This window comes from Nocardioides sp. GCM10030259 (assembly GCF_042666375.1).
Taxonomy (GTDB): Bacteria; Actinomycetota; Actinomycetes; order Propionibacteriales; family Nocardioidaceae; genus Nocardioides.
Genome location: NZ_JBHTDF010000019.1, coordinates 94,492 through 119,453 on the forward strand (window position 1 = coordinate 94,492; position 24,962 = coordinate 119,453).

The following is a 24,962-nucleotide window of genomic DNA, read 5'->3' on the forward strand; positions in this document are numbered from 1 at the left end:
CGGGCACCGGGGGTCGCAGCCCGCGCTGCGCACGGCTGAGCCCACCGGGCGCCACCTTCCCGGTGGCCCGGTGGGCTTGGCCCGGGCCGCGTAGGGTCTCCCCATGAGACGCGTCGCCGCGGCCAGCGTGGTGGTGATCGCCGTGCTCGGTCTCGCGGCCTGCGGGGACGACGGCGACGACCAGCCGAGCGAAGGCGCCACGACGGCGCCCACGGAGAGCCCGTCGAGCGAGCCGCCGAGCATCCCGCCGTCGGAGAGCCCCGAGGGCAACCCCGGGCCGCCGAAGGTGGTCGACACCGTCGCGACGGGACTCGCGACGCCGTGGGGCATCGCGTTCCTGCCCAACGGCGACGCGGTCGTCACCGAGCGGGACAGCACGCGGGTGCTGCTGCTCGAGGCGCCGTCGTACGACGTGCAGGAGGTCGGCAGCGTCTCCGGTGCCGAGGGACTCGGTGACGTCGGCGGCGAGGCAGGGCTGCTCGGCGTCGCCGTGTCACCGTCGTTCGACCGCGACCGGATGCTCTACTTCTACTTCAGCACCGACGACGACAACCGCATCGTGAAGGCGCCGCTGCGCGACGGCCGCCTCGGCCCGCAGCAGGTGATCTTCTCCGGGATCCCGCAGGGACACATCCACGACGGCGGCCGGCTGGCGTTCGGTCCCGACGGGTACCTCTACGCCTCCACCGGCGAGACCGGCGAGCCCGAGCTCGCCCAGGACCGGAGCTCCGCCGGCGGCAAGATCCTGCGGATCACGGTCGACGGCCGGCCGGCGCCCGACAACCCGTTCCCGCGCTCGGCGGTCTGGTCCTACGGGCACCGCAACGTGCAGGGGCTCGCCTTCGACGCCGACGGGCGGCTGTGGGCGTCGGAGTTCGGCGCCAGCGCCTTCGACGAGCTGAACCTGATCGAGGCCGGCAGCAACTACGGCTGGCCGATGGTCGAGGGCAAGGGCGGCGGCGAGGGGCTGGTCGACCCGCAGGTCGTGTGGAGCACCGACGAGGCGTCGCCGTCCGGGCTGGCCTACCTCGACGGCCACCTCTGGCTCGCCTCGCTGCGCGGTGAGCGGCTGTGGCGGATCGCGACCGACGGCGACCGCGCGAGCGACCCGACGGACTTCTTCGTCGGCGACTACGGCCGGATGCGCACGGTCGTGGTCGCGCCCGACGGCAACCTCTGGGTGTCGACCAGCAACCGCGACGGTCGTGGCGACCCAGCCGCGGAGGACGACCGGATCCTCGTCATCCGCCCGTGACGACCCCGGTCACGGTCGCGCGCCGGGCCGCGCGCCGCAGCGTGGCCAGGATCGCCGGCCCGAGGACCACGATCGCCACGGCGGTGGTGACCGCGCGCATGGTGTCCCAGCTGCCGGTCGAGGTCAGCAGCGTGTAGACGAGGAACGTGTGCAGGTTGTCGACCACCGGCGCGCCCGGCACGTACGAGAGCGACCCCTCGTGGCCCTGCACGACGATGCCGGCGAGGAAGGGCCAGCCGGAGAGGTTCATGAAGAGCCCGTAGAGGTACGACGCCGCCACGGCGTACGCCGCGAGCATCGCGATCTCGGCGCGGCCGCCGAGCCGGCGCGGCAGCAGCCCAGCGCCCATGCCGACCCAGGCCGCGCACAGCATCTGGTAGGGCAGCCATGGCCCGACACCGGCGGTCATCAGCGCGGACGCGAACAGCGTGGTGCAGCCGAGCACGAACCCGAAGCCGGGCCCGAACACCCGTCCGCCGAGGACCAGCAGGAAGAACGTGAGCTCGACGCCGGCCGTCCCAGGCGAGACGCCGCGCAGGATCGCGCCGGCCGCGCTGAGCACGCCGAGGATCGCCAGCACCCGCGGGTCGAGGCCGCCCTCGTTGAGCTCGGCGAGCACCACGGCGATCACCACCGGCAGCAGCGCGAGGAAGACGAACGGCGGGTCGACCCGCTCCCCCGCGCCCGCCCGCAGCAGCAGCGGCCAGCACAGCATCATCAGCCCGGCGAACGACGCGACGCCGAGCACGACGACCGAGCGCGGGGAGATGCGGACGGCCGCGCTCATCCGGGGTCCCCGCGGAATCGTGGGGTGGAGGAGCGGAGCGGGGGAAACCCGCGATTGCGTGGGGTGGTCACAGTGCCGCCACCACCTCGTCGACGCGCAGCCACGGCGCGCCGAGCACCTTGGTGACCTGCGGGGCGAAGGCGGGCGACTCGGCGACCACCCGGCGCACCGGCCCCGACGACACGACCTCGCCCTCGGCCAGCACGACGACGTCGTCGGCGGCCTGCGCCACGAACTCCACGTCGTGCGTCGCGACCAGCACCGCGTGCCCGTCGCCGGCCAGGCCGCGGAGGATCCCGGCCAGCACGTGCTTGGCGGCGTAGTCGAGCCCGCGCGTCGGCTCGTCCAGCAGCAGCAGCCGGGGCCGCGACACCAGCACCAGCGCCAGCGCCAGCGCGAGCCGCTGCCCCTCCGACAGGTCACGCGGGTGCTGGTCGCCGGGGATGCCGGGCACCAGCCGGTCGAGCAGCGACCGGCAGGCGCCGCTGCCGCCGTCGGCGGCGGAGCACTCCTCGTCGACGGTCTCGAGGTAGAGCAGGTCGGCGGCGTTCTGGGGCACCAGGCCCACGAGCGCCCGGCGCTCGGCGGCGGCGAGGTCGGCCGGGTCGCTGCCGTCGACGTCGACGCGGCCCGACGTACGCCGTCCGCTGCCCTGCACCGCCCACAGCAGGGACGACTTGCCCGACCCGTTGCGGCCCATCAGCGCGGTGACCCGGCCGCTGCCGACCTCGAGGTCGAGCGAGCGCACGGCGACGGTGTGGCCGTGCACGACGTCGAGGCGGCGTACGACGGCGGCGGGCGTCGCCGCGGAATCGAGGCTCACCGGCGGAGCGGCGAGGTGGAGCCCACGGGCCCGTCGGCGGGCGTCGCGGACGCTGAGCGGCAGCGGGTCCCAGCCGGCCGCGCGGCCGAGCTCGACGATCGGCGGCACGACCGGCGAGGTGACCAGGAGCTCCCCGGGCTCGCCGACGGTCACCCGGCCGTCGCCGGTGAGCAGGCACATCCGGTCGACGAACGGAACCACCCGCTCGAGCCGATGCTCGGCCAGCAGCACCGAGACGCCGAGGTCGTGGACCAGCCGGGTGAGCGTGGCGAGCACCTCCTCCGCCGCGGTCGGGTCGAGCGCGGAGGTCGGCTCGTCGAGCACGAGCAGGCGGGGGTGCATGGTGAGCACCGAACCGATCGCCACCCGCTGCTGCTGGCCCCCCGACAGCGTGCGCAGGTCGCGGTGGCGCAGGTCGGCGATGCCGAGCAGGTCGAGGGTCTCCTCGACCCGGCGCCGCATGGTCTCCGGCGGCAGCCCGAGCTGCTCCATGCCGTAGGCGAGCTCCTCCTCGACGGTGTCGGTGACGAAGCCCGCCGCGGGGTTCTGCCCGACGTACCCGATCGCGTGCGCGCGCTCGCGCGGCGGCGTGCGCACGATGCTCGCGCCGTCGAGAAGCACGTCGCCGTCGAGCGTGCCGCCCGAGAAGCGGGGGACCAGGCCGGTCACGATGCCGAGCAGCGTCGACTTCCCGACTCCGGTCGGCCCGGAGACCAGCACCAGCTCGCCCTCGTCGACGACCAGGTCGACGTCGGTCAGCACCGGCGCCTCGTCGTACCCGAAGCGGATGTCGCGCAGCTCGATCATGCGGCGACCTCCTCGCGAGCGGGTGCGGCGACCGACGGGTGGGCCTGAGGCGGCGTGCAGAGCGGTCCGGCCAGGGCGATGCCGCCCATCACGAGCGCGACGGCGCTGAGGGTCGGGAACGCGTCGAGGGCCGGGTAGGCGACGGAGACCTGGTAGCGGCTCATCCACCAGCCGAGGGCACCGACCACGACACCGGAGGCGACGACGGCGGCCTCGGGCCAGCGCCACGGGTCGGGGCGGTAGCGCGTCCGCTCGACCCGGCGGCCGGCGCTGCGCAGCCCCGCGACCGCCGCGGCGACGCCGAGCCCGAGCATCGGCAGCGCGAGGAGCCGGGGCGCGGTGCGGTCGAGCACGGCGTACGTGCCGACGCAGATGCCGACCAGCCCGACCAGCATCAGCGTGCCGGTCACCCGGCGCTGCGCGGGGGTGGCGCCGCCGGCGCGGCCGTAGCCGCGGGTGTCCATGCCGGCCGCGAGGGCGAGCGAGCGCTCGAGGGCGTCCTCGAGCACCGGGACGAGCAGCCGGCGCAGCCAACCGACGCGGCCGGTCTCCCCCGCCCGCAGCGCCTGCGCCGCACGCACCCGCCGCACGCTCTCGACGAACTGCGGCAGCACCGTCACCGCGACCACGAGCGCCGTGCCGATCTCGTACAGGGCGGGCGGCACCGAGCGGAGCAGCCGCTTCGGGTTGGCCAGCGAGTTGGCCGCGCCCACGGCGATCACGATCGTCGCCAGGCGCAGGCCGTCGTACAGCGCGAACAGCAGCGCCTGCGCGTAGAGCGGCCCGAGCAGCGTGACGCCGGCGACCCAGTCGGGCAGCGGGATCGCGGGCAGGTCGAGCAGCACCCGGCCGCCGAACCAGCCGCCGAAGACCACGCGGAACGCCACCCGGATCACGATGATCGCCACGCCGAGCCAGACGTAGAGCCGGAACGACCGCGCCCACGGCTGGTCCGAGCGGCGCAGCGAGACCACGAGCGCTGCCACGCCGATCAGCATCAGCAGCACCAGCGGGTTCGTGGTGAACGACGCAGCCGTCGCGAGTCCCAGCGCCCACAGCCACCAGGCCACCGGGTGCAGGTCGCGAGGCATCAGCCCGGGATCCTGCGCCGGCGTACGACGGCGACGGCAGCTCCGGCCGCGAAGAGCACCGCCACCACGGCCGGACCGACCCAGGTCGGCATCCCGCCGTCGTCGGGCTCGGTCGGCTCGGACGACGCCGGGGTCGGCGTCTCGGTCGGCGTCTCGGTCGGCGTCTCGGTCGGCGTCTCGGTCGGCGTCTCGGTCGGGCTCGGGGCGGCACTCTGCTGCCGGGTGGGCTTCGGCTTCTTCGACGGCTTCGCGCGCGGGCTCTCGGTGCTCTCCGGCACCGCCGTCTCCGCCGGCGTCGGCGTCGCGGTCGGCGACGCCGACGGCTTCGGGGCGGGCCGCTTCGTGGGCTTCGCGGTGGGCTTCGGGGTGGGCTTCGGGGTGGGCTTCGTGGTCGGCGAGGACGAGGCGGTCGGCGCCGACCGGTGCACCGCAGGACCGGTCCCGGGCAGTGACTTCGCGGAGCTGCCGGTCCAGGAGAGCGCCACGGACCCGCCGTCCGGGACGGTCTGCGAGCCGACGGAGCTCGTGGCGTAGGCCCAGCGGCCGGAGGTGCCGTCGGACCAGTAGAGCGCCCAGTACGCATCGGCGGGAGGCGTGTTCACGCACGGGTCCGACGCCGGCTGCCCCGACACCCGGCACACGAAGCCTGGCTGGCGCTGCACGTAGTCGAGCCCGAAGCCCGCCACCGCGAACAGCGAGGCGGCGGTGCGCCCGCCACCGTCGGCGATGCACGCGCTCTGCACGCCGCCGCCGAGCTCGTGGAAGTCGACCACGACGCTCGCGCCGTCGGCGCTCGAGCAGGTCTCGGCCGCGGCCGGCCCGGAGGGCAGCACGAGGCCCGTCGCCGCGGCGACGAACGCCGCGGCGACGAGCCTCAGTGCCGTGCGACCCACCGGGTCAGCAGCCCTCGAGGTGCTGCAGCGCCGGCGCGGCCTGCGCGGTCGCGCGCACCCACTGGCCCAGCGTCGCCTTGCTGATGCCGGCCTTGCGGGCGGCCGCGTCGTAGGCGATCGCGCCGTTGGCGCGGCGCAGCCCGTTGACCCAGGTCGCGGCGTCCTGCGCGGCGTCGCACTCGCCGGCCCGAGCGAGGGCGACGGCGGCGAGGCCGGTGCTGTTGCTGTTGCTGCCCTTGGTGGCGGGTCCGCCGCCGAGGCTCCCGTCGCTCTTCTGCTGCTGCACCAGCCACGCGACCGCGGCGTCGGTCGCGGCCTCGACCGCACCCGACGGCTTGGCGATCGACTGGAGGTTGAGCACGGCGAGGACGGTGGCGTCGGTGTCGGCCTTCCGGTCCTTCTTGCGCGCCCCGTCGCAGGTCTGGTCCTCGGCACCGGCGTCTGCCAGGTTCAGGCGGAAGTAGCCCGGCGCGCACTGCTGGGTGACCAGGAAGCGCACCGCGGCCCGCGCCTTCTTCGACCCGGCCTCGGTGAGCCCGGCCGCGGCGTACGACTGCCCGATGACGTTGGCGTAGTCGGTGTCGGCGGTCTTGTCCTGGATCCGGCCGACGATGCCCTTCTCGGAGCTGACCCGGCCAGCGAGCCGCTTGACGAGGTTCACGCCGCCGAAGTCCTTCGCGTCGGCGTCGACCGTCTGCGCGAAGACCAGCGCCTTGGCGACCGAGCCCGCGTAGACGTCCTTGGTGCCGAAGTCGGCGCCAGTGGTCCAGCTGTCGACGTTCTTCTGGAGCGCGCGGTTGACCTGCCGGATCGTCTTCTTCTGGCCGCCGATCGCCGCCAGGGCCGTGCCGAGGTCGGCCGTCAGGCCGTAGTCGTCGAAGGTGAAGCCGTCGGAGGTGACGGAGACGACGCCCTTCTCGGGCTGCTTGGCCAGCCAGGCGGCCGACTTGTCGGCCGGCGCCGCCGAGGCGGCGGACATCGTGCCGACGGCGAGACCCAGCGCCAGCGCGCCGGAGACGAACGCCGCGGCGAGGCGAGGTGTGCGAGTCATGGGGTTCCTTCCCGCTGCTCATGCGGGGGCCCGGATCCCTGTCCCGGCGGCCACCCGCTGCTTTCCACGACAGCGTGTGATCAGGACGCGTCGTGACGGGTGCTCCGGCTCGCTCGCCCCGCGGCTGCGGGACGGCCTACGGTTGCGGGTCAGCGCCGGACTCGGACCGGCTTCCCCCACCACGGGCGTGCATTGGTGTGTGCCCGAGCAGCATATCCCGCAGTCGCGGGAGCCCCTCGCGCAGCCTCAGGAGAGCTTCTCGAGGATGAGCTCGCGCACCCGACCGGCGTCGGCCTGGCCGCGCATCTCCTTCATGACCGCCCCGATCAGGGCACCGGCGGCCGCCACCTTGCCGTCGCGGATCTTGTCGGCGACGTCGGGGTTGGCGGCGATGGCGTTGTCGACGGCCGTGGAGAGGGCGCCCTCGTCGGAGACGATCGCGAGCCCGCGGGCGGCGACGACCTCGTCGGGGGTGCCCTCACCGGCGAAGAGCCCGTCGAAGACCTGCCGGGCGAGCTTGTCGTTGAGGCTGCCCTCGTCGACGAGCGCCTGCACCCGAGCCACGTCGACCGGCGTCACCGGCAGCGCGTCGACCAGCACGCCCTGCTCGTTGGCGCGGCGTGCGAGCTCGCCCAGCCACCACTTGCGGGCGGCCTGCGGGGTGGTGCCGGCGGCGATCGTCTGCTCGATCACGTTCACCGCACCGGCGCCGACCGTGTCGCGCATCTCGAGGTCGGAGAAGCCCCAGTCGGCCTGCAGCCGGGCGCGGCGGGCGGTCGGGTTCTCGGGCAGCGTGCCGCGCAGCTCGTCGACCCACTCACGGGTCGGCGCCACCGGGACCAGGTCGGGCTCCGGGAAGTAGCGGTAGTCCTCGGCGTCGGACTTCTCGCGACCGCTCGTGGTGACCCCGGTGTCCTCGTGCCAGTGCCGCGTCTCCTGCAGGATCCGCTCGCCGCCGCCCAGCACGGCCGCGTGTCGCGACATCTCGTAGCGCACCGCGCGCTCGACCGAGCGCAGCGAGTTCACGTTCTTGGTCTCGGTGCGGGTGCCGAGGACTCCCGAGTCCTTCGGCGAGAGCGACAGGTTGACGTCGGCGCGGATCGAGCCCTGGTCCATGCGCGCGTCGGAGACCCCGAGGGCGACGATGAGGTCACGCAGCTGCGCGACGTACGCCCGCGCCACGTCGGGCGCCTTCGCGCCCGCGCCGACGATCGGCTTGGTGACGATCTCGATGAGCGGGATGCCCGCACGGTTGTAGTCGACGAGCGAGTGGTCGGCGCCGTGGATGCGACCGGTGGCGCCGCCGACGTGCAGCGACTTGCCGGTGTCCTCCTCCATGTGGGCGCGCTCGATCTCGACCCGGAACGTCTCGCCGTCGACGTCCACGTCCATCCAGCCGTTGAAGCAGATCGGCTCGTCGTACTGCGAGGTCTGGAAGTTCTTCGGCATGTCCGGGTAGAAGTAGTTCTTCCGCGCGAACCGGCACCACTCCGCGATGTCGCAGTTGAGCGCGAGCCCGATCCGGATCGCCGACTCCACGGCCTTGCCGTTGACGACGGGCATGGCGCCCGGCAGGCCCAGGCAGGTCGGGCAGACCTGGGTGTTGGGCTCGGCACCGAACTCCGTCGGGCAGCCGCAGAACATCTTCGAAGCGGTGTTGAGCTCGACGTGGACCTCGAGGCCCAGCGCCGGGTCGTACGCCGCGACGACGTCGTCGAAGGCGACCAGGGTGTCCGTCATGCGCGTGCCCCTTCCAGAGCGGGAGCCTTCTCGAGGAGCGGGCCGCGCCACTGCTGGAGCAGCAGCGCCTCGAGGGCGGCGCCGACCCGGTAGCAGCGGTCGTCGGCCAGGGCCGGGGCGAGGACCTGGACGCCGGTGGGCAGCCCGTCCTCGTCGGCGAGGCCGCTCGGCACCGAGATGCCGGGCACCCCGGACAGGTTGGCGGGGATGGTCGCGAGGTCGTTGAGGTACATCGCGATCGGGTCGTCGAGCTTCTCGCCCAGCTTGAACGCCGTGGTGGGCGCCGTCGGCGAGACCAGCACGTCGGCCTGCTCGAACGCCGCGGCGAAGTCGCGGGTGATGAGCGTGCGCACCTTCTGGGCCTGACCGTAGTACGCGTCGTAGTAGCCGCTCGACAGCGCGTAGGTGCCGAGGATGATGCGGCGCTTGACCTCGTCACCGAAGCCGGCGTCGCGGGTGGCGCGCATGACCTCCTCGGCGCTGGCGCCCTCCTCGGGCCAGACCCGCAGGCCGTAGCGCATCGCGTCGAACTTGGCGAGGTTGCTCGAGGCCTCCGCCGGCAGGATCAGGTAGTACGTCGCGAGCGCGTGCACGAACGTCGGGCACGACACCTCGACGACCTCGGCCCCCGCCTTGACCATCAGGTCGACGGACTCCTGGAAGCGGGTCATCACGCCGGACTGCCAGCCGTCGCCGGCCAGCTCCTTGATGACGCCGATCCGCACGCCGGACAGGTCGCCGGAGGCGCCCTGCTTCGCGGCGGCGACCAGCGCCGGCAGCGGCTGGTCGATGCTGGTCGAGTCGAGCGGGTCGTGGCCGCCGATCACCTCGTGCAGCAGTGCCGAGTCGAGGACGGTCCGGGTGACCGGACCGGCCTGGTCGAGGGAGTTGGCGAGCGCGACGAGCCCGTAGCGGGACACCCCGCCGTACGTCGGCTTCATGCCGACCGTGCCCGTCACCGCGCCCGGCTGACGGATCGAGCCGCCGGTGTCGGTGCCGATCGCGAGCGGGGCCTCGAACGCCGCGACCGCCGCGGCCGAGCCGCCGCCGGAGCCGCCGGGGATCCGGTCGAGGTCCCACGGGTTGCGGGTGGGGCCGTACGCCGAGTGCTCGGTCGAGCTGCCCATCGCGAACTCGTCCATGTTGGTCTTGCCGAGGATCGGCAGGCCGGCCTCCCGGAGGCGCCGCACCACGGTCGCGTCGTACGGCGGGACCCAGCCCTCGAGGATCTTCGAGCCGCACGTCGTCGGCAGGCCCTCGGTGGCCAGCACGTCCTTGACCGCGATCGGCACGCCGTCGAGCGCGGAGAGCGTCTGGCCGGCGGCGCGGCGGGCGTCGGACGCCTCGGCCTGGGCCAGCGCGCCCTCCGCGTCGACGTGCAGGAACGCGTGCACCTGTCCGTCGACCGCGGCGATCTGTTGCAGATGCGCGGTCGTGATCTCAACGGACGTCGTCTCGCCCCGCGCCAGCATGCCGGCGATTCCGGCCGCATCAACTCGCAGCAACCGCGCAGGTCGCTCCGCTCCCGGCGCGGTCACTGCTCGTCCCCCAGGATCCGCGGGACGGAGAAGCGCTGCTCCTCGACCTCCGGAGCGCCCGACAGCGCCTGCTCGGGCGTCAGGCCCGGGGTCACGACGTCCTCGCGGAAGACGTTGGTGAGCGGCAGGGCGTGCGAGGTCGGCGGGATGTCGTCACCGGCGACGCCGCTGATCGAGGCCACCGACTCGAGGATCACCGACAGCTGCGGCGCCAGGTGGTCGAGCTCCTCGTCGGACAGGTCGATCCGGGCGAGGTTCGCCAGGTGCGCGACCTCGTCTCGGGTGATTTCAGGCATGGGCCCAATCCTAGGAGAGGTCGTCACCCGGGTTTCCCCCGGCTGGCTCCCCTCAGGCCTGCTCGAGCAGCTGCCGGACCTTCTCCGGGTCGTCCACCTGCGGGCAGCCGATCAGCAACCGGCCGGGTTCCTCCTCCACGACCAGGTACCCGCGCTGGTGCAGCACCGCCGCGAAGTCGGCCGGGTCGCGGCCGGGCGGTACGGCGTACGAGATCGTCCGCGCGCCGGGCTGGTGGAGCTCGGCCTCGGTGCGGGCGACCGACTGTCCCCACTCGCGCAGGAACACGACGACGAAGACGGTTGCCGCGACGATGCCGACGACGACCATCACTGCGAACACGACCATGACGTCCTCCCCCTGCTCGGAACCCCTCTTCGTCCCGAGGGTGCGCCGAGGACGTCGGCACGGGAAGGGCACAAGGTCCCGGCGCGGCGGGGATCGGTGTCAGCGCTGCGACAGGATGTCGCGGAGCACCTGGGGGTAGTTGGTGATGATGCCGTCGGCGCGCCAGTTGATCGCCCGGCGCATCCCGGCGCCGTCGTTGACCGTCCACACGTGCGCCTCCATGCCGGCGTCGTGGATCGCGGTGATGTCGGACTCCTGGATGACGCCGAGCGCGGGGTTGACCTGCTGCGCCCACACGGCCGCACCCGTGATGTCGGCCTGCGTCGGCCGGGCTCCGAAGAGCAGCCCGACCGGCACCTCGGGCGCGATCTGCTTGTACCCGCGCAGCCAGACGTGGTCGAAGGACTGGACGACCAGGCGCCCCTGCTGCACGGCCTGGCGGAAGACCTTGACCGAGCGCAGCTCGTCGTCGAGATCGACCTCGACCCCGGGGTAGAGCGCCGGCGACTTCGGCTCGAGCAGCATGCCTGCCCGACCGCCGATGGCGCGGCCCCACTCGGCCAGCGTGGGCACCCGCTCCCCGGCGAACTCAGGGGCGAACCACGACCCGGCGTCGAGCTGCTTGATCTCTGCCAGGGTGAAGTCGCCGACGTTCCACGGCGCGCGGTCGGGGAAGAGCTCCTCCACGTTCGTCGTCCGTGCCAGCGAGGTGTCGTGCATGATCACCAGCTCGCCGTCGCTGGTGCGCTGGATGTCGTTCTCGACGACGTCGGACCGTTGCCGCAGCGCGACGCTGATCGCCGCGAGCGTGTTCTCCGGCGCGACGCCGGACGACCCACGGTGGGCGGTGACGTCCGGGCTCGTCGTACGGGAGGGCGCATCGGTCGCCGCCGTTGCCGGGCCGACGAGGCCGATCGTGACCGCGCCGGCGGCGAGCGCCAGGCCGAGCCGGGCCAGCGGGCGGGAGAGGGAACGGGACAGTGTCATGGGAGACCTCCGAGAATGGTCGAGCCACCGGAGCCGGTGGGCGCGACGAGCCTTGCGACGCCCGGCCAACCTCGGGTGTCGAGGCAGTGCACTCCCGCGGAACGGACGGTGAGGCCGCGGTTGGGCACCGGATGTCCGTGCCACCGGCCATCATGGGTCCCGTGGTGAACCCCAGCGGGACCCTGGTCGGACGGGACGCCGAGCTGGCGGAGCTCGTCGCGCTCCTCGGCGTCGACGGCTCCGACCGGCCTCGCCGTCCGGTCCTCCTGGCCGGCGACGCCGGTGTGGGCAAGACCCGGATCCTGACCGAGCTGACGGCGCGTGCTGCCGAGGCCGGGCACCGGGTGCTGGTCGGCCACTGCGTCGACTTCGGCGACAGCGCGCTGGCCTACCTGCCGATCTCCGAGGTGGTGGACGGCCTCGCGGCGGCGCTGCCCGAGGTGGTCGCGTCGGTCGAGCGCGACCACCCGGCCCTGAGCCGGCTGCGGGCCGGCGGCCGCACGCTCGACGCCGCCCGCGACACCGAAGCCGGCCGCGAGGCAGCCACCGGGCGGGGCGAGCTGTTCGCCGCGGTCCACGCCCTCCTGGAAGCGGCCGCCGAGCAGGTCCCGCTGCTGATCGTCTTCGAGGACCTGCACTGGGCCGACCAGTCCAGCCGCGAGCTGCTGACCTACCTGTTCACCCGGTCCTTCGTGGGCCAGGTGCGCCTGGTCGCGTCGTACCGCTCCGACGACCTGCACCGCCGGCACCCCCTGCGCCGGCAGGTGGCCGAGTGGTCGCGCCTCGTGCACCGGGTGTCGCTGGAGCCCCTGCCCGACGACGCCGTGCGCACGCTGGTCGCCGAGCTCGTGCCGACCGGGCTGCGCGCCTCGCAGCTGACCACGATCGTCACCCGCGCCGAGGGCAACGCCTTCTTCGTCGAGGAGCTCGTCGCGGCCGCCGACACCATCGACCGGGGTCTGCCCGCCGACCTCGCGGAGGTGCTGCTCGTGCGCCTCGACCGGCTCGACGCCGCGGCCCGCGCCGTGGTGCAGGCCGCCAGCGCGAGCGGTCGCTTCGTCCGCCACGACATGCTCGAGGTCGTCGCCGGGATCGCCGAGGCCGACCTCGACGGCGGCGTCCGGCAGGCGGTCGAGACGCACGTGCTCGTCACCGACGGCGACCGCTACGCCTTCCGGCACGCGCTGCTCGGCGAGGCGGTGTACGACGACCTCCTCCCGGGCGAGCGCGTCCGCCTGCACCAGCGGTACGTCGCCGCGCTCCGCGACGGCTCGGCCCGCGGCACCGCGGCGGAGCTGGCGCGGCACGCCCGCCTGGCGGGCGACCGCGACACGGCGCTCGACGCCAGCATCCGGGCCGGCGACGAGGCGCTGCGGGTCGGCGGTCCGGGCGAGGCCGCACACCACTTCGAGCAGGCGCTCGCGCTGCTGGCGGAGACCCGCGCCCCGGCTGACGACGCGCTCGTCGACCTGGTCGTGCGCACCTGCGACGCCATGAACGCCGCCGGATCGGCCGACCGCGGGGGCGAGCTCGCCCGGGAGCACCTGGACCGGCTGCCCCCGGACGCTCCCGGACTCTGGCGGGCGCGGCTGCTGACGGCGTCCGCCGAGATGTCGCTGGCGTACGTCGACGGCGCCGACATCATGACCCCGACGACCGAGGCGGTCGCCGCGCTGCCGGCCGACGCGCCGTCGGCCGTCCGCGCCAAGGTGCTCGGCATCCATGCGCGGGCGTTCTCCCTCGACGGTCGACTCGCGGACGCCAACCGGGTCGGTCGCGAGGCGCTCGCCGCCGCCGAGGACGCCGGCCACGAGCGGCTCGCGGCGGAGTTCGCGATCACCGTCGCGTTCACCGACTCACCCGGCAGCACCGAAGCCTGGCGGGCGGGACTTCGCGACGCGACCGCCCGGGCCGAGAAGGCCGGTGCTCAGCTGCCCGACCTCCGCGGCCGGATGCTCCTCGGTCGCGCGCTCCTCTTCGACGCCGAGCACGACGAGGCGGCCGACGTCTTCAGCGGCGGTCTCGCCCGCGCGGTCGAGCAGGGCGTCCCGTGGGCGCCGTACGCGTTCGACTGCCGCGCGTACCTCGCCTGGATCCGGATCGTGCAGGGGCGCTGGGACGAGGCTCTCGTCCTGACCGCCGAGGTCGGCGGGCCCCCGGTGCTCCAGGCGTGGCTCGACGCGCTGCGGCTCACCGTGGAGCAGGCGCGGGGCTCCGACGTCGGCGATGCGGTGGCGCGCACGCGCGCGCTCTGGCCCCAGGAGATGGAGCTCGTCATCCTCGCGGGTCCGCTCGCGATGATCGCGGCCGGTCGGCGGCAGGGCCTCCCGGACGTCGTCGCCGCCTACGACGCCGCGTGCGAGGCCGGGACGACCATCGACGGCGAGGACTTCGAGCCGCGGGTGCGGCTCGCCGCGGTCGGCATCGGCGCGATCGCCGCCGTCCTCCCCCGGCTCCCCGCCGCCGAACGCGCGGCGGCCGTCGAGCAGGCCCGCCGGATGCGTGCCGACGCGCAGCGGGTGACCCCTGCCAACATCTTCGGCGATCCCTGGGGCGTCGAGGGGCAGGCCTGGCTGCGGCGGGTGGACGCCGAGGAGCTGCGGACCCGCTGGCTCGCCGGTGTCGACGCCCCGGACCAGGCCGAGCTCGTCACCGTGTGGCAGGACGCCGAGCGAGCCTTCGCGGAGCTCGGCGACGTCCACGAGCTGGCCCGGGTGCGGACCGCGTTGGCCGGGATCCTGCGCGCCGGCGGCGACGCCGCGGGTGCCCGCGCTCTCGCCGACGCCGCGCGGGAGGTGGCCCACGCCCTGGGTGCCCAGCCGCTGCTCGACGAGCTGCGCACGCTCGGCTCGACGCCGGTGCGCAACGACGCGACGTCGACGGACCTGACGGCCCGGGAGCGGGAGATCCTCACGCTGGTGGCCGGCGGCCGGACCAACGGCGAGATCGGCAAGCAGCTCTTCATCAGCGCCAAGACGGTCTCGGTGCACGTGTCGAACATCCTCGCCAAGCTCGGTGCCGCGGGTCGAACCGAGGCCGCCGCGATCGCCCGCCGCCGCGGACTCATCGAGGAGGGCTGACCCTCACACGGCGGACGGGCCGCCCTCGAGCAGCGACTTGAAGCCGGCCTCGTCGAGGACCGGGACGCCGAGCTGTTCGGCCTTGTCGGCCTTCGAGCCGGCGTTGTCGCCGACGACGACGTAGTCGGTCTTCTTCGACACCGACCCGGCGGCCTTGCCGCCGCGGGCGAGGATCGCCTCCTTGGCGGAGTCGCGGCTGAAGTCGACGAGCGACCCGGTGACGACCACGGTCAGGCCGTCGAGGGTGCGCGGCACCGACTCGTCGCGCTCGTCCTCCATCGAGACACCCGACGCCGCCCACGTGTCGACGATCTGGACGTGCCAGGGCTCCTTGAACCACTCGATCACCGCCTCGGCGATCGTCGGCCCGACGCCCTCGGCCGCGGCGAGCTGCTCCTCGGTGGCCTCGCGGATCGCGGTCATCGACCCGAACTCCTGCGCCAGCGCCCGGGCCGCCGTCGGCCCGACGTGGCGGATCGAGAGGGCGACCAGCACCCGCCAGAGCGGCACCTGCTTCGCCTTGCCGAGGTTGTCGAGCAGGCGCTGGCCGTTCGCGCTGAGCTGCGGGCCCTCCTCCCCCTTCTTCGGGGCGCGGGTGAAGAGCGGCGCCTTCAGCAACCGGGCCGCGTCGAGGTCGAAGACGTCGCCCTCGTTGTCGATGACCTGCGCGTCGAGCAGCGCGACCGCTGCCTCGTAGCCGAGGCCCTCGATGTCGAACGCGCCCCGGCCCGCGACGTGGAAGACCCGCTCGCGCACCTGCGCGGAGCAGAACTGGTGGTTGGGGCAGCGCCGGTCCTTGTCGCCCTCCTTCTGCTCCACCAGCGTCGTCCCGCACGCGGGGCAGTCGGTCGGCCCGACCCACGCCGGCAGGTCCTCGGGCCGCAGCGCCAGCACCGGTCCGAGGATCTCGGGGATCACGTCGCCGGCCTTGCGCAGGATCACGGTGTCACCGGGTCGGACGTCCTTGCGCTCGACCTCGTAGTAGTTGTGCAGCGTGGCGTTCTCGACGGTCGAGCCGGCGACCCGGGTCGGCTCCATCACGCCGTACGGAGTGACGCGGCCGGTGCGCCCGACGTTGACCCGGATCTCGAGGAGCTTGGCGTTGACCTCCTCGGGCGCGTACTTGAACGCGATCGCCCAGCGGGGCGCCCGGCTGGTGGAGCCCAGTCGTCGCTGGAGCGCCACGTCGTCCACCTTCACGACGACGCCGTCGATCTCGTAGGGCACGATCGTGTGCCGGTGCTCGCCGGCGTTCTCGATGTAGGCCTCGACGTCCTTGAGCGTCGGCACGACCTTGACCTTGTCGCTGATCGGCAGGCCCCAGGCGCGCAGCGCGTCGTACGCGTGCGACTGCGCCTGCGGCTCGAAGCCGCGGCGCTCGCCGATGCCGTGGCAGACCATGTCGAGCGCGCGGGTCGCGGTGACCCGCGGGTCCTTCTGGCGCAGGGAGCCGGCCGCGGAGTTCCGGGGGTTGGCGAACGGCGCCTTGCCGGCGTCCAGCAGCGAGGCGTTGAGCCGCTCGAACCCCTCGACCGGGAGGAACACCTCGCCACGCACCTCGACCAGCTCCGGCACGGGGAACTCGTCGGTGCCGGTGAGCCGGTGCGGGATGGAGGCGATCGTCTTGACGTTGGGGGTGACGTCCTCGCCCGTGGTGCCGTCGCCGCGGGTCAGGGCCCGGACCAGGCGGCCACCCTCGTAGAGCAGGTTGATCGCGAGCCCGTCGACCTTGAGCTCGCAGAGCAGCACGGGCTTCTCGACGCCATCGCGGCCGAGCCGGGCGAACCACGACTCCAGCTCCTCGAACGAGAACGCGTTGTCGAGGCTCTCCATCCGGCGCAGGTGGTCGACGGCGGTGAACTCGGTCGAGACCGCGCCGCCGACCTTCTGGGTCGGCGAGTCCGGCGTCCGCAGCTCGGGGAACTCCTCCTCGAGGTCCTGGAGCCGGCGCATCGCCTTGTCGTAGACGGCGTCGTCGATGGTCGGGCTGTCGAGCACGAAGTAGCGCCAGCGCGCCTCCTCGATCTGCTCCGCCAGGCGCCGGTGCTCCTCGCGCGCCTCGGCGGGAGCGGCGTCGACCTGGGCGGGCTCGGCGGGCTCGGCGGGCGTGGTCATGCCCGCATTCTGCCCGCCCGCGCCGACACCGCGCGGCCCGGTGCGAGGCCTCGGGAACAATTTTCGAGAAAACCGGTTTGGCTGGAATGAACCGCGGATCTAGGCTGTTCCCGATGAAACGAAACCGTTTCGTTTCATCCATGTGAACGCGCGATGAACAGCCTGAAGGACCGCCGATGAGCCCCGTCACCGAACGCCCCCGCGTCGAGGGCAACCGCGAGCAGGAGATCTTCGACGCGACCCTCGAGGTGCTCGCCGAGTCCGGCTACGACCGGCTCACGATGGACGCGGTCGCCGCGAAGGCCAAGGCCTCCAAGGCGACCCTCTACCGACGGTGGACCAACAAGGTCAGCCTCGTCATCGAGGCCCTCCAGCACGAGAAGGGCGTCCCCATCGTGCCCGACACCGGGTCGCTGCGAGACGACCTCTGCACGGCCTTCTGCGGCGTCGGCGGGCTCACGGACGCCGAGACGGTGGCCCGGTTCGCCAGCGTGCTCACCGCCATCTCCCGCGACGCCGACTTCGCCGAGGCCTTCCGCCGCGACGTCATCGGCCCCAAGCTCGCCGTCTCGCGCCAGATCTGGGAACGCGCCGAGGAGCGCGGAGAGCTGCGTGACGACGTCGATCTCGACCTGCTCGAGCCCGCGCTCGCGGGCATCGTCCTGCACCGCCTCTTCATCCTCGGCGAGTGCCCCGACCCCGACACGATCACCCGCGTGATCGACCAGATCATCCTGCCGGCCGCGACCCGCGCCCCGGCGTCCTGACCCGACTCCCACCCCGAGTCCGTAGAGGAAGACGAGACCAACCCGATGACCGACGTGATGACGTCCGAGCCAGGCTCGGGCAAGAAGCTCCATCTGGGGTGGGCGCTGGTGCTCATCTCGGTGGCGCAGCTGATGGTGGTGCTCGACGGCACCATCGTGAACATCGCCCTGCCCTACATCCAGGACGACCTCAACATCTCCGACGCCAACCTGACGTGGATCGTCACCGGCTACGCACTGGCCTTCGGCAGCCTGCTGCTGCTCGGCGGTCGACTCGGAGACCTCTACGGCCGCCGCCGCATCTTCATGGTCGGCCTGGTGATCTTCGGCATCGCCTCGCTGCTCGGCGGTCTCGCGACCAACGAGCCGCTTCTGCTGGCCGCCCGCGCCCTCCAGGGCCTCGGCGCCGCGCTCGCCTCCCCCGCCGCCCTCGCGCTGATCGCGACGACGTTCCCGGCCGGACCGGCGCGCAACCGCGCGTTCGCCGTGTACGCCGCGATGTCCGGCGTCGGCGCGGCCGTGGGCCTGCTGCTCGGCGGTTGGCTGACCGGACTCGACAGCTTCCTCGGGGCCGACGTCGAGGGCTGGCGACTCACCCTGCTGATCAACGCCCCCATCGGCATCGTCGCGGCCATGCTCGCCCCGCGCGTGCTCAACGAGTCGGAGAAGCACACCGGCTGGCTGGACCTGCGTGGTGCGGTCACCGGCACGCTCGGCCTGCTCGGCCTGGTCTATGGGTTCAGCCGCGCCGGCGAGCACGGCTGGAGCGACACTTGGACGATCGTGAGCCTCGTCGCGGGCGCCCTCGTGCTCGCGCTGTTCCTGCTCGTCGAGAGCCGCATCGAGCACCCGCTGCTGCCTGCGCGGGTCTTCCTCAACCGCACCCGGGCCGCGAGCTTCGTCGCGATGTTCCTGGCCCCGGCGGCGATGTTCGCGATGTTCTTCTACCTCAGCCAGTACGTCCAGCGGGTCATGGGCTACTCGCCGCTCGAGGCCGGCGTCGCGTTCCTGCCGTTCTGCGTCGGGCTCGTCCTGGCCGCGGGCATCTCGTCGAACCTGGTCAACCGGATGGACCCGCGCTACCTGGCCGGCGTCGGCACCCTGATGGCCTCGGCCGCGCTGTTCGGCTTCTCGCGGCTGCCGTTCGACACCACGTTCCCCGTGCAGGACCTCCAGGGTGACTACGCGACCGACGTGCTCCCGTACATCCTGCTGATGTCCTTCGGCATGGGCATGACGTTCGTGCCGCTCACCCTCACCGCGGTGCACCACCTGCGGACCGAGGACTCGGGCATCGGCTCCGGCGTGCTGAACACCATGCAGCAGGTCGGCGGCGCGCTCGGACTGGCGCTGCTGGCCACGGTGGCGACCCAGGTCTTCACCGACCGCGGCAGTGAGCTGCAGGCCGCGGCCGGCGAAGCGGCGGCCGGTGGAGCGCAGCCCAGCCCCGAGCAGCTGCAGGCGATGCAGCAGGTCATGGCCAACCAGGTGTTCGCCGAGGGCGCGACCAGCGCCTTCCTGCTCGGCGCCATCCTGATGCTGGGCGCCTCGCTCGTCACCTGGCTGTTCCTGAACGTCAAGCACCAGGAGCTGGCCACCGACGGCCCGGAGGGCACCCCCGTCCACGTCGGCTGACCCAGCACGTCGCGTCGTCCGCCTCTCGAGGTCCACAGACCTCGGAAGGCGGGCGACTCGTCATTTCAGGGCGTCCTCGAGCGCCTTGATGAACGCCGGGAGGTCGCCCGGGTCGCGGCTGGTGATCAGCGAGCCGTCGACGACGACCTCCTCGTCGACCCAGGTCCCGCCGGCGTTGCGTACGTCGTCCGCCAGCGACGCGTAGCTGGTCAGCCGGCGGCCGCGCGCGAGGCCCGCCGACACCAGCAGCCACGGTCCGTGGCAGATCACGGCCAGCGGCTTGCCGTCCTCGATCGCCTGCTTCACGATCTGCTGGGCGCGCTCCTCGGTGCGGAGACGGTCGGCGTTCACCGTGCCACCCGGCACGACGACGGCGTCGACCGAACCCACGTCGAGGTCGTCGAGCGTGCCGTCGACCTCGACCCGCTGGGTCGGCTTCGTGTCGCCCTCGACGGCCTGGATCGGGTCGGTGCCGGTCGAGTGGACCACGACGGTCGCGCCGGCCTCGCGCAGGGCGTCCCGAGGCTCCACCAGCTCGGCCTCCTCGAAGAAGTCGGTCGCGATGATGGCCACGGTCTTCCCGCTGAGATCGGTCATGTCCCGGGCGGTACCCACGCGGCGCGGAGATACGTGGTCGCCGTGGGCTGCAAGAACGGACTACACCATCCTCCCGGTTCGATGGCCCAGGCGGGTCATTGATGCTTTGAGCATCCGGAGCGCACCGTCGTTGGGGAGGGCACCTCAGGGGGCAGACGCTCCCGGCCCTGCTGATCGGCTCCTGGGAAGTCGAGGTCGCCATGACGAGCACTGGACTTCCTGAGCTCAGGGGAGAGTCGAACGGCGCACCACAGGTGCCCACCGCAACGGCGCCGTTCCGCATCATCACGGCGAACGTGCAGTCGTTCCCCCCGGACGCCATGACGACGCAACAGGCACTCGCAGACCTGACGTCCAATGCTGCGGACGGCGACCTCGTGCTCCTGCAGGAGATCGCCCCGTCGTACCGTCCACTCGTCCAGGAGGCGTTCCCCTCCCCGGAGTGGGACGTGTACTACGGCAAGGTCGACAACTCCACGCCCATCGCGTTCCGCAAGGCGATCTTCGCGAGGTCGGCGGGCGACGTCACCGTGCTCCACGAGCCGCACCCGCGGCTGCACAGGCGTCGGTACATCACCCATGTGCGCCTGAGGCATCGCGCGCTCGGGATCGAGTTCCACGTCACGAACCTGCACCTGGTCGCCGGCGCCTTCAACAACGTCATCGAGCCGGACCAGGCGCTGCGCGTCCAGGAGTGGAACGAGGGGATCGCCAAGCACCGGTTGATCCTCGAGACCATGGTGGCGAGCGGCCTGCCCGTCATGGGCGGCGGCGACTACAACCGGCAGCTGCGCAGGCACAAGTCCCTCGGCACCGAGATCGCCGGGAGACCGCTCAGGTACGCCGTCGACCCCGGTTCCATCGACCTGCTGTGGTTCATCGACGGAGACCGGGCAGGTTGGAAGGTCCGCTCGAAGCGGATGCTGCCCGGCCGGAACTCCAAGGACGCGGTCCGCAACAGCGACCACGCAGCACGAGAGGCGACCGTCATGGTCACTGCCAGCACGAAGCGCCGGGCGAAGACGCCCACAACCTCGACAGCTCCGCCCCAGCCGAAGGGACCACCGCCGCCCGCCGTACGCGTGCCCGGTCCGTTCGAGCTGACGACGTTCGGCGACGGGACCCCGAAGAAGGTGGACCAGAAGACGCGCGCCGCGCTCGAGGAGGCCGAGCGTCGCCTGGGCTATCGACTCACCGTCGTGCAGGGCTCCTACAACGCGGGTCGCGTGGCCGCGTCCGCCGGCACCCACGACGCGGGCGGGGTCGTCGACCTCCTCGCCTGGGACTGGCGCCGCAAGGTCAAGGTGCTGCGCGCGGTGGGCTTCGCCGCCTGGTACCGCCCCACCCGGCCGGGAACGTGGAACGCGCACATCCACGCGGTGCTCGTCGACCACGGCAACCTGTCGGCGGGCGCGAAGGCCCAGGTCGCCGCGTACCGAGCCGGAGGTGACGGGCTGGCGGGCAACCGCGCCGACGACTTCCCCCGGCCCAACCCGATCCCGGTGTTCAAGTATCCACCCGCACCCGTCGTCGCTGCGACGCCGGACGGCGGCGACGGACAGCGCGACGGCGGCGTGGAGCCGCTGGGCAAGGCGTACCCACCGCGGCGCACGCTCGACGGCGTCGACATCAGCCACCACCAGTCGGGCCGTCTCGACCTCGCCGCCGCCAGGGCGGCCGGCCTGCGCTGGCTCTACGTCAAGGCGACCGAGGGCACCTCGTTCAAGGACCAGACCCACCGCAAGAGAGTGCGCCAGGCGCGAGCCGCCGGACTTCCGGTGGGCGCCTACCACTTCGCGCGTCCCGAGGGCCGCGACGCCGCGGCGGAGGCACAGTTCTTCCTCAAGAACATCGAGCTGCGCGCCGGCGACATGGTGCCCATGCTCGACCTCGAGGACATCGGCGACCTCACCCTCGCCCAGCTGACGGAGTGGACCGGCGTGTGGGTGCGCACGGTCACGCAGGCGGTCCGCCACAAGGGACTGGTCGGCAAGCCGGTCATCTACACGCCGTTCAACCTCGAGAACGGCTTCGGGTGCCTCCTGTGGGTGGCGCGCTACAGCAACGACTTCCGCGCGCCGGTGATCCCGCGCCCGTGGAAGCGGGCCGCCATCTGGCAGCACTCCAACGGCCAGTTCGGTCCGTTCAAGAGCGTCCCAGGTCTCGGTCGTGTCGACGTGAACGCCCTGCACCCGGATGTGTCGCTGGGGGCGCTGCGGCTGCGGCCGGAGAAGTCGGCAGCCGGAAAGCCGGCGAAGCCGGCGGACGGGAAGCCGGCGACCGGGAAGCCGCGGCCGGAGGACGACGCACCGGTGCCCGTGCATGTGCCGCCGGTCGACGTCGTGGTCCCGGTCGCGCCGGCCGAGCCGGTCCCGCCTGTGATCGACCCGGCGCCTCCCGCCACCGTGGCGCCTCCCGCCTCCGTGGCGCTGCCGGGCATTCCGATCGTGCCCACTGTCACGACCACCACGAACGGGAGCACGCCGGGCGACGCCGGCTCGATCACGGTCACGATCACGGTGCCGCTGCCGGCGACTCCCGCGCCCGTCCTCATCACGCCCGATCTCGGCGATGTGGAGGAGCAGCTCAGCCTCGCCGCCCGCAGTGTCCAGGGCGCCATCGACTCGCTTCCCGAGAGGCCCGAACAATGAACCCGCTCACCATCGCCGCCGATGTGCTCCGGGGGCTGCCGGCCGGCGTCCGCAAGACGATCTACTCCGTGCTCGCACTGGTCGGTGCTGCGCTGGCCGGCCTCGTCGCGCTCGGCGTCGACGAGCTCGGCCCGGTCTCGGTCGACCGCCTGCTGCAGATCTACGCCTACCTCTCGCCGCTCATGGGCGCCGTCGCAGTCGCGAACGTGACGCCGGCCAAGGGCGGCGAGGAGCTCTTCGACTTCGACGAGGACGTCGACCTGTCCTCGTTCGAGCCGCTGGGCGATGAGGACGAGGTGTTCGCCGAGGCGGTGCACTGAGCCGGCCTCAGAAGGCGTCGAACACCCTCTTCTCGGTGGTCAGCCCGATGAGCCGGTCGTTGAGGAGACCGCGCAGCATCCACCACTCCCCGCGGAGGGTGGCGGCGTAGCGCCCGGCCGGGACGACGAAGTCGCTCTGCCGCACCACGACCACCTCGCGACGACGTACGGCGACCGCCCAGGTCTGGCCGCGACTCCCCGGGATCCAGGCGAAGTAGCGGGGACCGCGTCGCCCGTCGTCGCGCAGGCAGTGGCCCGCGAACCGCGGCGTCCGGCACACGTGCCGCGACATCCAGGCCGGCAGGTGCCTCGAGGCGAGGACGTCGATCGTCCGGCGCGGATCGTCCCTCCCCATGCGCTCCCGCGAGAACTGTGCCCCGAGCGCGTCGTCGCCGAACGTCGCGCGCAGCGGCGAGCGCCGCAGGTGGTGGTAGTAGGCGTACCCGCCGGTGTGCAGCCAGTAGCCCCACGCCAGCGACCTGTTCGTCGACGGGACCCGGTCACCGGCATGCGGGTCGGGCTCACCGCCCCTCCACCCCGGCAGCGCGGCGCCTGCGTCGACGACCTCCTGCGTCGTGTTCATGCTGATCCGCGGGTCCTGCACGATCGTCTCGAGGGTCTCGACCGGGATGAAGAGATCCTGGTCGCGCGGGTCACCGGTGATCACGTCGCCGGCCCACAGCGCGGAGACCCGCTCACCGGCGCGCTGGAGCAGCACGCGGACGTACCCGGGGTCCTCCTCGGGCGTCTCGAGACCCCAGCTCAGGGTGAGCCTGCCGGTCTCGACCGTGCGGCTCTCGCAGTGCGGCCGCAGCCCGCGGCACGGGTGCTGGGTGCCGTGCTTCGGGGCGACGAAGACCTCGAGCAGGTCGCCGTCGTACTCGCCGTCGCCGTGGTAGCGGAGGTCGGCCCCGAGCCCGCCGCCGTCGTAGTGCGGGCCGGTCCACGTCGCCTGGCGGTGGGTCGTGTCGTCGGGCGCATGCTCGAGGGCCATCGCGGCGATCGCCCGCTGCGTGATCGGCACCTCCCCGTCGGCCCGCGCGTGCGCGGGCTGGGGCAGGGCGAGGGCCATGGCGACGAGCAGGATCCCGAGGCGACGCATCTGCTCAGCCTGCCAGGTTGGCCGCCGTCGTCCGGGCCAGGCCGAGCGCCCGGCGTGCCCACGCGGGCGACGCGCCGGCCAGCCCGCAGGCGGGGGTGATCACGAGCCGCTCCCCCACCTCGACGGGATCGAGCCCGAGCATGTCGAGCCACCGCAACACCGACTCGGTGAGCTGCGCGTCGGTCGGCGGCGCGGGCGGATCGAGCGTCGGTACGACGCCGAGCGCGACCGTCTCGCCGGACTCGAGCGCCTCGGCGAGGGCGTCGTGGTCGGCAGCCGAGAGCGTGGCGAGGTCCACCGAGAGCCCCTGCGCACCCGCCTTGCGGAGCACCGGCCACGGCACGCCGGGGGCGCACGAGTGCACCCACGGCTCGGCGCCCGCCTCGGCGATCGCCGCCAGCACCCACTCCACGTGCGCGGACGCCTCGGGCAGGTCGACGGTGCGGTGCTTGTGGAACCCCGACGCGGTCGGCACCCGGCCGCCGAGGACGGCGGCCAGCGCCGGCTCGTCGACCTGCACCACGAGTCGCTCGACTCCGGGCAGCCGACGGCGTACGTCGGCGACGTGGCCGCGCAGGCCCTCGGCCAGCGCCTGCGCGAGCTCGCGCCGGGCACCGACGTCGGCGAGCACCTTGTCGCCGCGCGGTCGTTCGACGGTGGCGGCCAGCGTCCACGGGCCGGTCACCTGGACCTTGAAGACCCCCGCGTACCCCTGCGCCTGCTCCTCGAGGCCGTCGAGGTCCCGGGCGAGCAGGCTGCGGGCCCGCCGGTGGTCGACGCCGCTGCTGTCGGCTCCGGTCAGCCTCCAGCCCGCCGGCTGCAGGTCGGCGCCGAGCTCGGCGACGACGGCGAGCGCCCGGCCGGTCATCGTGGCGGTCGCACCGCGACCGGGGACCTCGGGCAGGTGCGCGAGGTCGGTCAGCTCGCCGAGGACGACCCGCAGCGCCTCGTCGTACGCAGCCTGGTCGTCGCCGGGCATCGACCCGACGCCGGTGGCGGTCACCATGAGCGCCCGCCCAGCGGTGGGTTCGGCTCGGTTCGAGCCACGCAGACCGAGCCATACTCACCGCCGCCGCGCCGC

At 73.2% G+C, this 24,962-nt stretch carries 20 protein-coding genes and 1 riboswitch; of the genes, 6 read left to right on the forward strand and 14 right to left on the reverse strand.

Annotated elements, in window-relative coordinates; translation table 11 throughout:
• The first annotated feature begins 103 nt into the window (after positions 1-103).
• A complete protein-coding gene (locus ACFQQI_RS16800) occupies positions 104-1,255 on the forward strand; it encodes a PQQ-dependent sugar dehydrogenase (RefSeq protein WP_378565876.1) in 1,152 nt (383 codons plus the stop codon).
• Here ACFQQI_RS16800 and ACFQQI_RS16805 read toward each other — a convergent pair.
• The 10 genes from ACFQQI_RS16805 to ACFQQI_RS16850 form a co-directional block, all read right to left on the reverse strand.
• On the reverse strand, positions 1,242-2,042 hold the full coding sequence (locus tag ACFQQI_RS16805; protein ID WP_378565879.1) for an ECF transporter S component: 801 nt from the start codon (positions 2,040-2,042) through the stop codon (positions 1,242-1,244). The genes ACFQQI_RS16800 and ACFQQI_RS16805 overlap by 14 nt on opposite strands.
• A 67-nt stretch (positions 2,043-2,109) precedes the next feature.
• Entirely contained in the window at positions 2,110-3,672 is a 1,563-nt protein-coding gene (locus tag ACFQQI_RS16810; protein WP_378565882.1) for an ABC transporter ATP-binding protein, read from the reverse strand.
• Positions 3,669-4,763 carry an energy-coupling factor transporter transmembrane component T gene (locus tag ACFQQI_RS16815; protein ID WP_378565885.1) on the reverse strand — a complete coding sequence of 365 codons (1,095 nt, stop codon included), beginning with the start codon at positions 4,761-4,763 and terminating at the stop codon, positions 3,669-3,671. The genes ACFQQI_RS16810 and ACFQQI_RS16815 overlap by 4 nt, the downstream gene beginning before the upstream one ends.
• Positions 4,763-5,656 carry a hypothetical protein gene (locus ACFQQI_RS16820; protein ID WP_378565888.1) on the reverse strand — a complete coding sequence of 298 codons (894 nt, stop codon included), beginning with the start codon at positions 5,654-5,656 and terminating at the stop codon, positions 4,763-4,765. Before ACFQQI_RS16820 ends, ACFQQI_RS16815 begins: the two co-directional genes overlap by 1 nt.
• A 4-nt stretch (positions 5,657-5,660) precedes the next feature.
• On the reverse strand, positions 5,661-6,707 hold the full coding sequence (locus tag ACFQQI_RS16825; RefSeq protein ID WP_378565891.1) for a hypothetical protein: 1,047 nt from the start codon (positions 6,705-6,707) through the stop codon (positions 5,661-5,663).
• Between the two features lie 76 nt (positions 6,708-6,783).
• Positions 6,784-6,906, reverse strand: a riboswitch (cobalamin riboswitch).
• Positions 6,907-6,953: 47 nt separating this feature from the next.
• Positions 6,954-8,447, reverse strand: coding sequence for an Asp-tRNA(Asn)/Glu-tRNA(Gln) amidotransferase subunit GatB (gatB, locus tag ACFQQI_RS16830; RefSeq protein ID WP_378565894.1), 1,494 nt, complete (start codon positions 8,445-8,447; stop codon positions 6,954-6,956).
• A complete protein-coding gene (gatA, locus tag ACFQQI_RS16835) occupies positions 8,444-9,919 on the reverse strand; it encodes an Asp-tRNA(Asn)/Glu-tRNA(Gln) amidotransferase subunit GatA (protein WP_378565897.1) in 1,476 nt (491 codons plus the stop codon). Before gatA ends, gatB begins: the two co-directional genes overlap by 4 nt.
• Before the next feature lie 62 nt (positions 9,920-9,981).
• A complete protein-coding gene (gatC, locus tag ACFQQI_RS16840; protein WP_378565900.1) occupies positions 9,982-10,281 on the reverse strand; it encodes an Asp-tRNA(Asn)/Glu-tRNA(Gln) amidotransferase subunit GatC in 300 nt (99 codons plus the stop codon).
• 52 nt (positions 10,282-10,333) lie between these two features.
• Positions 10,334-10,627 (reverse strand): hypothetical protein, encoded by a 294-nt coding sequence (locus tag ACFQQI_RS16845; RefSeq protein ID WP_378565903.1) that lies wholly within the window; start codon positions 10,625-10,627, stop codon positions 10,334-10,336.
• Between the two features lie 99 nt (positions 10,628-10,726).
• Positions 10,727-11,614, reverse strand: coding sequence for a glycerophosphodiester phosphodiesterase (locus ACFQQI_RS16850; protein ID WP_378565906.1), 888 nt, complete (start codon positions 11,612-11,614; stop codon positions 10,727-10,729).
• A 161-nt stretch (positions 11,615-11,775) separates the two neighbouring features.
• On the opposite strand from ACFQQI_RS16850, the gene ACFQQI_RS16855 reads away from it, so the two are divergent.
• Positions 11,776-14,694: an AAA family ATPase gene (locus tag ACFQQI_RS16855; RefSeq protein WP_378565909.1), complete on the forward strand. Its 2,919-nt coding sequence runs from the start codon at positions 11,776-11,778 to the stop codon at positions 14,692-14,694.
• A gap of 3 nt (positions 14,695-14,697) precedes the next feature.
• Here ACFQQI_RS16855 and ligA read toward each other — a convergent pair whose 3' ends face one another.
• A complete protein-coding gene (ligA, locus tag ACFQQI_RS16860; RefSeq protein ID WP_378565912.1) occupies positions 14,698-16,809 on the reverse strand; it encodes an NAD-dependent DNA ligase LigA in 2,112 nt (703 codons plus the stop codon).
• Positions 16,810-16,985: 176 nt separating this feature from the next.
• On the opposite strand from ligA, the gene ACFQQI_RS16865 reads away from it, so the two are divergent.
• A complete protein-coding gene (locus ACFQQI_RS16865; protein WP_378565914.1) occupies positions 16,986-17,576 on the forward strand; it encodes a TetR/AcrR family transcriptional regulator C-terminal ligand-binding domain-containing protein in 591 nt (196 codons plus the stop codon).
• Between the two features lie 45 nt (positions 17,577-17,621).
• Positions 17,622-19,211 (forward strand): MFS transporter, encoded by a 1,590-nt coding sequence (locus ACFQQI_RS16870; RefSeq protein WP_378565916.1) that lies wholly within the window; start codon positions 17,622-17,624, stop codon positions 19,209-19,211.
• A 60-nt stretch (positions 19,212-19,271) separates the two neighbouring features.
• Here ACFQQI_RS16870 and ACFQQI_RS16875 read toward each other — a convergent pair whose 3' ends face one another.
• Complete coding sequence (locus tag ACFQQI_RS16875; protein ID WP_378565919.1) at positions 19,272-19,808, reverse strand: type 1 glutamine amidotransferase domain-containing protein; 537 nt, start codon at positions 19,806-19,808, stop codon at positions 19,272-19,274.
• Positions 19,809-20,062: 254 nt separating this feature from the next.
• Here ACFQQI_RS16875 and ACFQQI_RS16880 point away from each other — a divergent pair, with 254 nt between their 5' ends.
• Both ACFQQI_RS16880 and ACFQQI_RS16885 read left to right on the forward strand, forming a co-directional pair.
• A complete protein-coding gene (locus ACFQQI_RS16880; RefSeq protein ID WP_378565922.1) occupies positions 20,063-22,459 on the forward strand; it encodes a GH25 family lysozyme in 2,397 nt (798 codons plus the stop codon).
• Entirely contained in the window at positions 22,456-22,779 is a 324-nt protein-coding gene (locus ACFQQI_RS16885) for a hypothetical protein (protein ID WP_378565925.1), read from the forward strand. Before ACFQQI_RS16880 ends, ACFQQI_RS16885 begins: the two co-directional genes overlap by 4 nt.
• 7 nt (positions 22,780-22,786) lie before the next feature.
• On the opposite strand, the gene ACFQQI_RS16890 is transcribed toward ACFQQI_RS16885, so the two are convergent.
• Positions 22,787-23,881 (reverse strand): hypothetical protein, encoded by a 1,095-nt coding sequence (locus ACFQQI_RS16890; RefSeq protein WP_378565928.1) that lies wholly within the window; start codon positions 23,879-23,881, stop codon positions 22,787-22,789.
• Between the two features lie 4 nt (positions 23,882-23,885).
• Positions 23,886-24,887 carry a methionine synthase gene (locus ACFQQI_RS16895; protein WP_378565931.1) on the reverse strand — a complete coding sequence of 334 codons (1,002 nt, stop codon included), beginning with the start codon at positions 24,885-24,887 and terminating at the stop codon, positions 23,886-23,888.
• Positions 24,888-24,962 lie beyond the last annotated feature (75 nt).